Source organism: Pseudoclavibacter helvolus, from assembly GCF_014191305.1.
GTDB lineage: Bacteria > Actinomycetota > Actinomycetes > Actinomycetales > Microbacteriaceae > Pseudoclavibacter > Pseudoclavibacter helvolus.
Genome location: NZ_JACHWJ010000001.1, coordinates 1,241,946 through 1,255,100 on the forward strand (window position 1 = coordinate 1,241,946; position 13,155 = coordinate 1,255,100).

General features: G+C 66.6%; 10 protein-coding genes. 2 read left to right on the forward strand and 8 right to left on the reverse strand.

Features of this window, described 5'->3' with window-relative positions; all coding sequences use genetic code 11:
• Positions 1-9: 9 nt before the first annotated feature.
• Complete coding sequence (locus tag FHX72_RS05885; RefSeq protein WP_183623594.1) at positions 10-1,803, reverse strand: ABC transporter ATP-binding protein; 1,794 nt, start codon at positions 1,801-1,803, stop codon at positions 10-12.
• A 113-nt stretch (positions 1,804-1,916) separates the two neighbouring features.
• Between FHX72_RS05885 and FHX72_RS05890 the strand changes: the two genes are divergently transcribed.
• Positions 1,917-2,522 carry a hypothetical protein gene (locus FHX72_RS05890; RefSeq protein WP_183623596.1) on the forward strand — a complete coding sequence of 202 codons (606 nt, stop codon included), beginning with the start codon at positions 1,917-1,919 and terminating at the stop codon, positions 2,520-2,522.
• A 44-nt stretch (positions 2,523-2,566) separates the two neighbouring features.
• Here the strand turns inward: FHX72_RS05890 and FHX72_RS05895 are convergent, their stop codons facing one another.
• The 3 genes from FHX72_RS05895 to FHX72_RS05905 form a co-directional block, all read right to left on the reverse strand.
• Entirely contained in the window at positions 2,567-3,706 is a 1,140-nt protein-coding gene (locus FHX72_RS05895) for an ABC transporter permease (protein ID WP_183623598.1), read from the reverse strand.
• Between the two features lie 14 nt (positions 3,707-3,720).
• Positions 3,721-5,295 (reverse strand): ABC transporter permease subunit, encoded by a 1,575-nt coding sequence (locus FHX72_RS05900; RefSeq protein ID WP_183623600.1) that lies wholly within the window; start codon positions 5,293-5,295, stop codon positions 3,721-3,723.
• Positions 5,296-5,449: 154 nt separating this feature from the next.
• Positions 5,450-7,318 (reverse strand): ABC transporter family substrate-binding protein, encoded by a 1,869-nt coding sequence (locus FHX72_RS05905; RefSeq protein ID WP_183623602.1) that lies wholly within the window; start codon positions 7,316-7,318, stop codon positions 5,450-5,452.
• A 188-nt stretch (positions 7,319-7,506) separates the two neighbouring features.
• Here FHX72_RS05905 and FHX72_RS05910 point away from each other — a divergent pair, with 188 nt between their 5' ends.
• Positions 7,507-8,313, forward strand: a complete 807-nt coding sequence (locus FHX72_RS05910; protein ID WP_183623604.1) for a CPBP family intramembrane glutamic endopeptidase — start codon at positions 7,507-7,509, stop codon at positions 8,311-8,313.
• A 27-nt stretch (positions 8,314-8,340) separates the two neighbouring features.
• On the opposite strand, the gene FHX72_RS05915 is transcribed toward FHX72_RS05910, so the two are convergent.
• From FHX72_RS05915 to FHX72_RS05930, 4 genes are all read right to left on the reverse strand, one after another.
• Positions 8,341-8,967, reverse strand: a complete 627-nt coding sequence (locus FHX72_RS05915) for a hypothetical protein (protein ID WP_183623606.1) — start codon at positions 8,965-8,967, stop codon at positions 8,341-8,343.
• A gap of 62 nt (positions 8,968-9,029) precedes the next feature.
• Positions 9,030-11,165 carry a 4-alpha-glucanotransferase gene (gene malQ / locus FHX72_RS05920; protein ID WP_183623608.1) on the reverse strand — a complete coding sequence of 712 codons (2,136 nt, stop codon included), beginning with the start codon at positions 11,163-11,165 and terminating at the stop codon, positions 9,030-9,032.
• Positions 11,162-11,593 carry a Rieske 2Fe-2S domain-containing protein gene (locus FHX72_RS05925; RefSeq protein ID WP_183623610.1) on the reverse strand — a complete coding sequence of 144 codons (432 nt, stop codon included), beginning with the start codon at positions 11,591-11,593 and terminating at the stop codon, positions 11,162-11,164. The genes malQ and FHX72_RS05925 overlap by 4 nt, the downstream gene beginning before the upstream one ends.
• Before the next feature lie 81 nt (positions 11,594-11,674).
• A complete protein-coding gene (locus FHX72_RS05930) occupies positions 11,675-13,075 on the reverse strand; it encodes an MFS transporter (RefSeq protein ID WP_068480796.1) in 1,401 nt (466 codons plus the stop codon).
• Between the last annotated feature and the right edge of the window lie 80 nt (positions 13,076-13,155).

A 13,155-nucleotide genomic window follows, 5' to 3' on the forward strand; every position in this document is an offset into this window, starting at 1 on the left:
CTTCCGGGATCACTGTCCGGATTCGCGCTCCTCTGCCTCGGCGCGCAGGATCTCCTCCTGCTGTTCCGAGGTGGCGTCTGAGACGACGATGTCGTCCCCGAGCACCTCGGTCGTGACCACGCTTGCGGTCGCCAGCTTGAGCGCGGCACGCTCCGCGCGGCGGATCGCCTGCTCGTCCGGGTCCGGGACGGGAACCGCGGCGACGAGGCGCTGCGTGTACGGGTCCTGCGGTGCACGCAGAATCTGGTCAGTCGGACCCTGCTCCACGATCTTCCCGTGGTTCATGACGATCACACGGTTGGCGAGCTGGTCGACGACGGCGAGGTCGTGCGTCACGAAGAGCACGGCGAACTGCAGGCGCTGCTGGATCTCGACGAGCAGCTCGAGGACACGCTTCTGCACCGACACATCCAGTGCCGACGTGGGCTCGTCGGCGACGAGGAGCTTAGGCTCGAGCGCGAGCGCCCGAGCGATGCCGATGCGCTGCCGCTGGCCTCCGGACAACTCGTTCGGGTACCGGTTGCGGAAGGCGCGGGGCAGCTCAACCTGGTCGAGGAGCTCGCCGACTCTGGCATCGATCTCGGCCTTCGACAGCTTCTTCTCGAGTACAAGCGGTTCGGCGATCGACTGCCCGACGGGCCAGCGCGGGTTGAGCGACGATCCCGGGTCCTGGAAGACGATGCCGATGTCCCGGCGCACGCGCGCGAGGTCCTGCCTCGAGACCCCGTTGAGCTCAACGCCGTTGAGCTTCATCGAGCCAGCCGCGACCGGGAGGAGGCCGACGACTGCGCGGGCAACGGTCGTCTTGCCAGAGCCAGACTCGCCGACGACACTCACGATCTCGCCAGGGTAGATCTCGAACGTGGCGTCTTCGACCGCCTTGAAGGCCGGGACGCGACCCTGCTTGGGGTACTCGATGTCCGCGTTCTGCACGACAAGAGCCGGCTCGCCCGTGAACTCGCGAGCATCCAGGCCACTTGCCTCGCCCGTACCGAGGTGCGGCACCGCGTCGAGGAGCGTCTTCGTGTACTCGTGCTGCGGGTTCTTGAAGATCTCACGGACGGTGCCGCGCTCGACGATCTCGCCGCCCTTCATGACGATGACGTTGTCTGCGATGTCGGCGACGACTCCCATGTCGTGCGTGATGATGACGATGGCCGAGTTGAGTCGCTCGTGCAGCGAGCGCATAAGCTCGAGGATCTCGGCCTGGATCGTCACGTCGAGCGCCGTCGTCGGCTCATCCGCGATGAGGAGGTCGGGGTCGCAGCTCAGAGACTGCGCGATCATGGCTCGCTGCCGCTGACCGCCGGACAGCTGGTGCGGGTACGAGTCGAACGCCTTGGCGGGGTTCGGCATCTCCACGAGGCGCAGCAGTTCGAGCGCGCGCTCACGCGCATCGTTCGGCGTCATCGTGGGGTTGTGGATGCGCAGGGCCTCGGAGATCTGGAAGCCGATCGTGAGCACCGGGTTGAGGGCCGTCATCGGCTCCTGGAAGATCACCGCGATGTCGTTGCCGCGTGCACGACGCAGCGTCGACTGCGGTGCGCCGATGAGCTCGGTGCCGTTGAGCTTCGCGCTTCCGGAGGTGCGCCCGTTCTTCGGGAGCAGGTCGAGCAGCGTCATCGACGAGACCGACTTTCCAGAGCCGGACTCACCGACGATGGCAAGCACCTCGCCGGGCCGCACGACGTAGTTGATGTCCTTCGCGGCGGCGACCCAGTCGCCGCCGACCCAGAACTCGACGCTGAGGTCCTGCACCTCGAGGATCGGCGTGGTGTCGTCTTTGCGTGAAGTCGTGCTCATGAGCGTGCCTCCCGGTGGGGTGCGGTCGAAGTGCTTGATGTCTGAGGGGTGCGGTCGCAGCATGCTGGCCTGCACGCCGCGGCGAGACGAGATTCGTCTGCGAGACTTGGCGGGTGTCCGAGCGAACAGTTCTCCGCCCCCGCATGGGTCTTGTCGTCTACGGCGTCATCGCCACCATGGCGCTTGTCGCCGTCCTGTCGGTGATCCTGACGCCAGGGGCAGGCCGCCATCTGCTGTCGGTGCTCCCGCTGCCCATCCTGGCGCTCGGCATCGGCTGGATCACCCTGGTGAGCCCGAGCGTCGTCTTCACCGACGAGGCGCTCGAGGTGAACAACCCGCTCAAGAAGACGGTTGTGCCATACGGCCAGATCGAGCTCGTCGAGACCACGCGCGGCTTCACGGTCACGACCCCGGAGGGCAAGGTGAGTGCTTGGGCCGCTCCCCCGCCCGACCGCCTGAGTGCCGAGCGCATGGACCCACGAGACCCGCTCCTGTGGAAGGACCCCCGCCGCCTCACTGACGAGTCGCAGAGCATCCGGACGAGCGCTGCGCCTGGCACGTACTCCGGCGACGCAGCCGTGAACCTCACGCACCGCAGGGCCCAGCAGCAGCGTGAGGCCGGGGCCCCGCTCGGCCCGGTCGTGCGCACGCAGAACGTGGCGAACACGGTGGTGCTGATCACCACCCTGCTGGTCGTCGGTGCGCTCTTCGCGTTCTAGCCCCACAGGGGCCAGCGACCCGGCGCGCTCTGCGACGAGGACCGTCACGCATCCGCCTTGCTCGAGTCGCGGTCAGCCGCGTCGCCCTTGGTCGGACGGCCGTCGCGCGAGGTGAGCGTGCGCCACATGCGCGACCAGGTGCCGTTGCCCGGGATCTTGCGCTGACGCGGGTCGAAGGCGTCGCGCAGGCCGTCGCCGATGAAGTTGATGCACAGGGCGATCGCCACGATGAAGGCGCCGGGGAACCAGAACAGCCACGGACGGGTGGCGAACGCGCCCTGGTACTCCTGCACGATCTGGCCGAGCGACACGTCGGGCGGCTGGATGCCGAAGCCCAGGAACGAGAGGTTCGCCTCGAGGATGATGGCGGCGCTCATCAGCAGGGTCGTCGAGACGATCACCACGCCGAGGGCGTTCGGCAGGATGTGGCGGAAGATGATGCGCCGGCCGGAGGCGCCGGCGACGCGCGCAGCGTCCACGAACTCGCGCTCGCGAAGCGTGAGGAACTCGCCGCGCACGAGGCGAGCGAGAGACATCCAGCCGACGAGGCCAAGCACGACGGCGAGCGAGACCGCGCCGTACGCACGCAGGACCTCGTTCTGGCCGGCGAGCTGGCCGAGTACGGCCGCGAAGACCAGCGTCGGGATGACGAGGAAGAGGTCCGTCACGCGCATGAGCACGTTGTCGACCCAGCCGCGGTAGTAGCCGGCGATGCCGCCGACGATGATGCCGATGACGGCCGCGAGGATGCCGTAGATGAACATCACCGTGAGCGACTGCTGTGTGCCGCGCATGACGCGGGCGAAGATGTCGCGGCCGATCTCATCCTGGCCGAACGGGTGCGAGCCCCAATCGAAGAGGCTCACGAACGTCGGGTTGCCGCCGTTCTCGATGGGGGCGATCGAGTTCCAGTCGTAGGCCCACCAACCGGGAACCTGGATCTGCATGAACTTGCCCTCGGAGAAGTCCCACCACGGCACCACGATGCCGACGGACGTGAAGACAAGCAGCACGATGACCAAGAGCACGGCGGTCGAGACCATGGCACCCGTGTGGCGCACAAAGCGCCTCCACACGATCTGGCCCTGGCTGAGTCCGATGGTCTCGCGCTGTTCGATAGTCAGATCGTCGCCGGGGCCGTGCGGCTGCGGGGCGGTGATCTCGGTGAAGTTCGGAGTCGTCATAGCTCAGCCCTCTCTCAGCTCAGGCGGATTCGCGGGTCGAGGACGGAGTACAGGATGTCGGCGATCAGGTTGAAGATCACGGTGAGCGCCGCCGTCACGAGGATGTAGCCCATGAGCGGGTTCAGGTCGACCGCCTTGAGCGACTCGGAGAAGATCGATCCCATCGCGCGCCAGCCGAAGATCTGCTCGGTGACGATCGCTCCAGAGATGATCGCGCCGACGTCGGCAGCCACGATCGTGGTGATCGGGATGAGCGAGTTGCGCAGCGCGTGGCGCATGACCACGGTGCGCTCAGGGAGGCCCTTCGCTCGCGCGGTCCGAACGTAGTCCTGGTTCATGATCTCCAGGAGGCTCGAGCGCGAGTAACGGCTGTAGCTCGCGATGGAGATGACCATGATCGCGATGGTCGGCAGCAGCAGGTGCGTGAAGCCATCGAGCATCTGCAGCCAGATGGATGGGTCAGAACCGAGCTGCGGGCTGGATGCGCCGACCGTCGCGATGGGGCGTCCACCGGTCTGGTCGTAGTAGCCGGACCAGGTCTGCATGACGCGGTCGATGACAAGAAGCAGCGAGACGACGAATCCGACGATCGCGGCATTGCTGGCCACGTTCCGCTTGTCGAGCCCGCCGAAGTACTTGCCGGCGAACCAGGCGATGACGGTGAACACCACGATGAGCGCAATGGGGAACCACGCGCCGATCTCGTTGGTCATCGCGAACTGCAGCGGGTACCACAACGCTCCCCCGACGACCGCGACGGCGCCGGTGACGATCAGGTTCCTGCGGTGCGAGAGTCCGACCGTGAGGGCGGCTGTGAGGAGCACCGTGGCCAGGCCGAGAACGATGATGAGCACCGTGCCGAGGCCTGGGTTGCGGAACCAGTCGAGCAGCTCCATCCCGAACAGGATCGCGATCGTGCCAACAGCTCCAGCGCCGAACACGACGGCGCGCGTCTTTGCGGGCCCCCCGATGATCGACATGAAGATGAAGCCCATGATCACGCCGATGAGCAACAGCAGCGGTATCGGTATCTCTGGGTCCTGCAGGAAGTCGTTGAAGCCGATGGCCATGTACTGCTTGAGCAGCACTGCCACGAAGAAGATCGGCAGCGAGTACGTGAGGAAGGACAGGAACGTGACCGTGTAGTCGTAGCCCGAGTACTGCCGAAGCGCGGTCGTGACGCCGACGGCGACACCGATCACGACGGCGATGAGCGTCGCGGCGGTGACGAGCTGCAGGGTCTGGCCAACCGCTGCGGCGATGAGCGGGCCAACGTCCTGGCCCACGATGTTGACGCCCATGGAGAAGTTGTTGCCGAGGAAGCCGAACAGGCCGTTCGGGTCGTCGAAGGTCGGGATGAAGAACCCGAGGATGCCGCCGAGCCACAGGAAGAATCGTGCGGGGGCTGGCACATCCAGTTGCAGGAGCTCCACGCGCGCGGCGATGAGCTGCTCCTTGTTGGGAGCCGTGGACTCCAAGATGTCCGCGAGCGGGTCCTTCGAGATCGCGACGAGGTTGTACACGATGAAGAGCGCGCCCAGCAGGATGAAGATCGACACGAAGAGGCGTCGGAGGGTGAATCTCAGCACAGATGGGTCCTGTTCTGGAGGAGGCATTCGGCCGGGATTGTGGCCGCGAACAGACGAGGCGGGAGTCCCGCAGTCGAGAAGACTACGGTACTCCCGCCGTCGCTTGGTCTGACCGCGCGGCGGTCAGCGCGTCGAGAGTTCGACGCCGGTGTGACTACTCAGCGGCTTCCACCGGTGCCCACTCCCAGGCGTTCCAGAAGTACTGGGGCGAGAGGAATCCGGGCTTGACGTTGGCGACCTGGTCGCTCCACGCGACAACACCGGGGAACTGGAAGATCGGCACGGACCAGGACTTGTCCATGATGATCTTCTCGGCCTCGACGAGCTTGCCCTGAGCCTCGGCTGGGTCGAGGGTGACCTCGACGTCCTTGAGGATCTGGTCGAGCTCCGGGTCGCTCCAGCCGTAGTAGTTGTTGATGCCGCCCGTGATGTAGTTCGGGGACGGCTCTCCAACACCGAGACCCTCGGACTGCCATCCGAAGAGGGCCGCGTCGTAGGCATCGGTCTGCGTCGTGAGAACGGTCGACCAGTTCTCGGCGCTCGCGTCGACGATCGTGAAGCCAGCCTTCTCGGCCGAGGCCTTGATGAGCTGCAGCTCCTGCTGGCGGCGCGGGTTGGTCGACGCCGTCATGAAGCGTACGGACGGGTTCGCGACGCCAGCCTGCGCGAGGAGCGCCTTGGCCTCGTCGATGGAAGCGTCGTCGCCCGAGTAACGGTCGACGCCGCTGGCAGCGACAGACTCTTCGTAGCCGTCTGCTCCGGGGAGGAAGACGAGCGAGTCACGCGTGGTCGCATCCGGTGCGATCGGGGTGATGAGCTTGTCGACGATCTCCTGGCGAGGGATCGTGAGCAGGAAGGCCTCGCGGATCTGCTGAGCCTTGGCCTCGTCGCCGCCGTAGGTGGCCGGGTCGAAGACGCCGCCGTTGGCAACCTGGAGGTCGACGTGCTCGTAGGTGCCCTCGAGCGAGGACTCCCACTCGATGCCCTCTGTGCCCTCGAGCTGCTGAAGGAGGTCGGTCGTCGGCTGACCGGAGACGATCTGGACTTCACCGTTCTGGAGCGCCTGCACCTGTGCCTGCGGGTCCGGAATGAAGCGGATCGTGATGGTCTCGTAGTGAGGCAGCGGGCCCCACGTGTAGTCCTCGCGCGCCGTGAGCGTCACGTACTGGTTCTCGACGAGGTCCGTGATCGTGTACGGGCCGTTGGAAAGCGTCTTCTGCGGCTCCTCAGGCATCGACGTGTAGTCGTAGCCGGTGCGGTACGCCGTGGCGACCTTGCCGAGGAAGGCGGTGTCGTTGTCGTTGACGGCCGTGATGAAAGCGTCCTTCGCGGCCTGGGCCTCGTCGTACTCGCCCGGGTAGGCGAGCTGGACGGTGCCGTGTGCCGAGATCGCCGTCGTGTCTGGCGCGAACATGGTCTTCCAGTCGGCGTACGGCTTGTCGTAGACGATCGTGAACGACTTGTTGTCGTCAGCGAGCGTCGGGACAGCAGATGCGAGGTCGAGCTGGAGGCCGGGAGCTGGGTCGGTACCCCAGTAGACGCCGGCGTCTGCGGCCGCGTCGATCGCGTCCTGGTTCGTGACGTTGCCCTCGTCGTCGTACTCGGCCTCTGGGACCTCGCCGGCGGAGCGGTGCGTCGTGTTCGCGGCCCACGTGAGCAGCAGGTCGGCGCCGTCGAACGGCGTTCCGTCGCTCCAGGTCACCGCGTCGTTGACCGTGTACTTGATCGTGAGCGGGTCGCTCGAGACCTCTTCGACGGTGCCGAAGTCGGTGTTCTCGACCAGCGCGGGGGTGGGGTCGTAGTCGATGAAGCCGTCCGACGTGACGTGGACGATGTTGGCGTTCGCCGCGGCGTTGTTGGCCGAGGTGTTGACGTTGAACGCGAAGAACGGGTCGTTCCAGGCAACCGTGATGGCGGAGCCACCGACGATCTCGGGATCGCGGTTCGGGGCGGAGCAGCCGGCGAGAACCATTGCGCTTGTGGCGACGATGGCTCCCACGGCGATAACTCGTGATGTCCTCATAGGACCTCCTTGGGGAAACATGGGGCTGTGAGCGTCGGAGATCCACGGACTCTGTGAATTCTCGACAAATACCAGTTGAACCTACGCCCCCGCGCGCGCGGCTTTGCACCAATTCAGGGGATCGTTACTCACACGAAACGGGTCTTGTGCATCTCGTACAAGGCCGTCAGCGTTCGTAGACTGCGGACATGTCACATTCGCGCATTGACGTTACGGTCAGCGAGAGCGAAAGCAAGTTGGACCGCTCCGCGCGCATTCGACTGCGCTGGGAGATCTGGATCGTGCTCGCGCTTGCGATCATCCCGTCAAGCCTGTACGCGATCATCTCGCTCGCTGAGCGGGCCACGCGCGAGACCGCCATCGGTGACCAGACGACGACCCTCAACGCCTCCCGCGACGCGCGTCCGGTCTTCGATGCCCTGCTGCAGCTCATGAGCGTCGCCACCGATCTCATTCCGGTTGCCCTGGCGATCTGGCTGCTCTGGACGCCTGCCGTCTCCGGGTTCAGGAGGCTGGGTCTGGATGCGCGTCAGCCGCTCCGGGACACAGGACAGGGGGTCCTGCTCGCCGCCTGCATCGGCATCCCTGGGATCCTCTTCTACCTGGCGACGAGGGCCATCGGACTCACGATCTCCGTCGAGGCGAGCGCCCAGGACATCACCTGGTGGACGGTCATCCTGCTCCTGCTGGCCGCGCTCCGCGCTGCCCTCCTCGAGGAGGTCATCGTCGTGGGTTACCTCGTGACGAGACTGCGCGAGCTGGGGTGGGCGACCTGGCAGATCGTCGTCGCGTCGTCCTTGCTGCGTGGCTCCTACCACCTGTATCAGGGGCCGGGGATGGCGATCGGCAACGTCGCCATGGGCGTCTTGTTCTCGTGGTGGTTCCTGCGGAAGGGCCGGGTCGGCGGCCTCGTCGTCGCGCACTTCATCCTCGACGCGGTCTCGTTCCTCGGGTACCCCCTCGCCGCGGCCCTGCTCCCCCAGCTCTTCACCTGAGCGCACCCCGCTGGGCGATGGCTCAGCTCAGGCCATGAGGTTCACGAAGCGGAATGTCTGGTCGCCGTACTCCCAGACCACGTCGAACTTCTTCTTCGGAACGTCGAAGACGAAGTAGCCGGACTCGGAACCGACTCCATATTCGCGCTTCTGCACTGAACTCTCGATGCATTCGTAGGCGAGCGATTCACCAAGGCGCGTGTCCGAGTTCTTCTCGAACAGCTGCATCTTGTTGAAGCCGAAGACGGGTGCGTATTCGCCCTCGTAGCCTTCGGCCCCGAGGGCGCCGTACCCCTCGACCTGCAGCTGCACCGCCACGTAGCTGCCGTCTGCTTTCGGCGCATCCTCTTCGAGGCACTTCACGTCGAAGACGACGCCGGTCACGGTGAACCGGCCAACCGGCTCACCGCTTGCGCCGAGCACCGTCGCCCACTGCCCACGCGTGAACCGCAGTTCGCCCTCCACAGGCTCCGGGTTGTCGTTCTCGGCGACGCGAGGCGCCGGGACGACCTGCACGTTGACCGGCGTGACTGTCGGGGTCGGTGTCTGAGTCACTCCCGGCGTGGCGATGACTGACACCGCTTCGGCGGATTCGCTGGGAACGACTGCCGCAGGAGACGCGCACGCGGCAAGCAGCAGCACGGCACCAAGCATCCCGGCCCCAAGGAGGGCTCGCGGACCTCGCGGCAGCGGCCGACCCTTGTGTCTCACGCTCGTCACGCAGTCCGTGCGGAGGACGCTGCAATCCTGCCCGCGAGCGGGGAGGCGAGGAGCTGCTCGAGCGTCAGCAGCTGCCCGGACGCGTCCGTCATGGGTACTCGCCAGTTCGGATACTCGTCCGCGGTCCCTGGCTGGTTGACGCCGCGACGGTCACCGGCCAAGTCGGACACGCCCACGCCGAAGAGTTGCGCGGCAGACCCGGCGAGGTACTCGTGCAGCGCCACGACGATGTCCTCAGCACTCGGCGCTTCGCCCAGGAGCCCGGATTGCCTCAACCGCTCGACGACTTTCGAGATCGTCTCGGTCTCCTCGGCCCGCGCCTGCTCGACCGAACCTTCGAGAAGGCCGAGGCGCTCACGCACGTCCAGGTGCTCGAGCGCGAGGAATCCCGCGGTCGGCGGCAGATCGTGTGTTGTCACCGTCGCGAGGCAGGCACGGCGGTAGTCCTCCGCTGCGAGGGGAATACGGTCCTCGGACCATTCGAACCAGAGGACCGACGCGCCCAGCATGCCGCGCTCGGCGAGCGCATCCCTGGCTTCGGGTGGAACAGTGCCGAGGTCCTCGCCGATCACGACGGCGCCGGCTCGTTCTGCCTCCAGCGCGAGGATTCCCAGCATGGCCTCGGCGTCGGTGCGGACGAAGCAGCCGTCCTTGGCCGTGTTCCCCTCCGGAATCCACCACAGGCGGAAGAAGCCGAGGATGTGGTCGATGCGCACGGCACCCGCGTTGCGGAAGACCGCACGCAGCATGTCCCGATACGGCGCGTAACCGAGCTCGGCGAGCATGTCCGGTCGCCAAGGCGGCTGCGACCAGTTCTGACCGAACTGGTTGTACTGGTCGGCTGGCACTCCCACCGTCACGCCACGGGCCATCGCCGCACCGAACGACCAGGCGTCCGCGCCGCCCGCATGCACGCCGACGGGTAGGTCGTGCACAACGCCGATGGACATGCCCCCAGCCTTCGCTTCGGCCTGCACTCGCCTGGCCTGCGCTTCGAGCAGGCACTGCAGCCACACGTAGAACTCCGCATCCTCGGCGTGCGCCGCGGCGAACGAAAGCACTGCGCTGCCGTTCGCGGTCGCAAGCTCACTCGGCCAGTCGCGGGCATCGCGCCCATGAACTCGGGAGATGGCGCAGAAGACGCCGAATCGTTCGAGAGGCTCGCCCGCCGACCTCCGGAAGTCCTCGAACTCGTCATCGATGACGTTCGCCGACTGCCAGGCCGCGAAGAGAGCTCGCAGGGCCGGTTCTTTGAGAGCCCAGGCTCTGTCGCGGTCGATGGAGTCGATTCCGTTGCCGACGATCGCCTCGCCGGCAAGTCGCGACAGCAAATCGACAGCTTCCGCGGGCACGTCGGCGCGCTGAGCGACGAACACGGCAGCCCAGTCGATGTTGAGGATCAGGGGGTCACCGAACTGCCTCGACGTCGGCAGGTACGGAGACGGCTCGATGGGTGAGACAGGTGGGTTCGCATTGAGCGGGTTCACGAGCACGAAGTCCGCCGAGCGCTCGGCGCCCCAAGCCGTCAGCGTCGCGAGGTCACACAGATCGCCGATCCCCCACGAGGTGGATGAGCGGAGCTGGTAGAGCTGCGTGAACAGTCCCCACGAGCGGTCCGCGGGCCAGGGGGTGCTGGTCGGCACGACGATCAAGGTGCCGGCTTCGGCGGGCTCGGCCGACGGATCCTCGCCGACAACCGCGACGAGCGTGTGCCATCCGGTAGGCAGATCGGAAGGCACGGCGAAGGTGGCGCGCCCGACGAGTGCTCCATCGATGACCTTCGGGTCGACCCAGTTCTCGAGCTGTTCGAGGTTGCGGGCGGAGCCATCCTCGAGGCGCGCCTCGACACGCACGCTGCTTCCGTGCGGGACGTGGACGAACACGCTGGAGTGGCTGCCTTCGCGCACCGTCGTGCAGGCAGGAACCGCGCGGCGCCATGGACGGGTGTCGAACTCAAGAGCCGAGGCGGCGATCTCCTCGTCGGTTGATGCAGGGAGCCCAAGGGCGCCGAGCACGGCGGCAAGAGTCTCGGGTGCGACCTGCTCCTTCTCGCCACGCCAGCCCCAGTACTCGACCTCGAGTCCTGCGCTGGTCGCGAGGTCGCGGATCGCGGTCAGATTGGTGATGCTCACGAGTATTCGACCTCAGTTTCGGTGACGGTGATGGTGCGAGGGGTGAGCGGCTGGTCGGCCGGTCCGGCGACCGGCTCTCCGGTCCTCGTGTCGTAGTGGCTCGAATGGCACGGGCAGATGATGTGCTCTGCGGTCACTTTGGAAATGGGGCATCCCTGGTGCGTGCAGATCGAGCTGAACCCGAAGTACTCGCCCGCGGCTGGCTGCGTGATGACGGTTTCGGTCTCCGCGATAATTGCGCCCCCTCCGACCGGAACCTTCGCGAGGGCTATCGCTCCGACCACGCCGGCGCCGTCGACCGAGTCGCCCGTGGGCTGCTGCGCGTCGCTTCCGCAGGCCGCGAGCAACGCTGCCGTCGCGATCCCGCCGCCGACAGCTGCGCTTCCCCGTATGACCCCGCGTCGTGAAGGTTCGTATCGTTCGTTCACGGTCTCAGGCTAGTCGGCGCCAGCCTCAGCGAGTCGCGGCGCGCAAGGCGCTCGCGCATGCGTCATGTGAATGCCTCTCGGCTACTCCTCGAGTTCGCGTCCCATGAGCTCAGGCAGCGTGAACGCCGCGCCCGCGGCAAGGAGGAACGCTGCCGCGAAGACTCCGAAGACGAGCACGCTGCCGCCCGCCGCGAGCATGACTGGCACAAGCAGCGGCGCGATGATCGACGCGATGCGGCCGAAACCCGCCGCAGCTCCGGTCCCGGATGCGCGCAGCCGCGTCGGGTAGAGCTCCGGGCCGATGGCGTAGAGAGCTCCCCAGGCGCCGAGGTTGAAGAAGGACAAGCACATGCCTGCCGCGAGGATGGTGCCCTCTGTTGTTGCGAAACCGAACCAGAACGCGGCGCAGGCGGAGCCGAGCAGGAAGATCGCGAGCGTCGCGCGCCTGCCGATCCGCTCGATGAGGTAGGCCGCCACGAAATAGCCGGGGAGCTGCGCGAGCGTGATGATGAGGGTGAACTCGAACGACTTCACGAGTGTGAACCCCTGTCCGACGAGCAGGCTCGGGATCCAGATGAAGGCGCCGTAGTAGCTGAGGTTGATGCAGAACCACACCGCCCACAGCGCTGCCGTCCTGCGGCGAAGGGCAGGCGCCCAGAGGTCCCGCCAGCGAGCCTTCTGCGTGTCGGCCTCGGTCGAAGCCCGCTGGGCGGCATGGGCACGGTCTGTCGACTCAATGCTCGAGGCAGGAGGCGCATCCACCCCCGCGGACTCCTCGAACTGCCGGACCGCCCGTTCTGCCTCCTGGTACTTCCCTTTGCTCTCGAGGAAGCGGACGGATTCGGGGAGCCCGAACCGCACGACCACCGCGTAGACGGCGGGCAAGAGTCCCGTGAGGAGCGCCCACCGCCAGCCGTCCGCCGAGAGCGGGATGATGAAGGCCCCGATGAGCGCGGCACCGATCCAGCCCACTGCCCAGAAGGCTTCGAGCAGGACAACCACTCGCCCGCGGATTCGCTTCGGCGCGTACTCGCTCACGAGGGTCGACGCGACGGGAAGCTCAGCGCCGAGGCCCAGCCCGACAACAAACCGGAGCACTATGAGGGCGGCAACCGACGCCGCGAGCGCGGAAGCTCCCGTCGCGAGGCCGTAGATCAGGAGTGTCGCGGCGAAGACCTGTCGCCGGCCCAGCTTGTCCGCAAGCAGACCGCCGACGCTGGCACCGATCGCCATCCCTACGAAGCCGATCGAGGCGATGAACGACAGCGTCGTCGCGTCGAGGCTCCACTGCACGGCAAGCGCCGCCATGACAAACGAGATGAGGCTCACGTCCATGGCGTCGAGCGCCCATCCGATGCCAGAGCCGAAGAGCAGCTTGCGGTGTCTGCCCGTGAAAGGCAGGCGGTCCAGGCGCTCGTTACGCGTGAGGGGCGCCTGCGCCGCGCTGGGGACGGTGCTGTCTGCCGGACTGAGCTCGGTCATGTGCGTATCCAAGGGTGCGGGGATTGGAAGGGGACGCCTAACCGTGCCAGAGAGGAAACGGCTCCACCAGACCCCCCTGC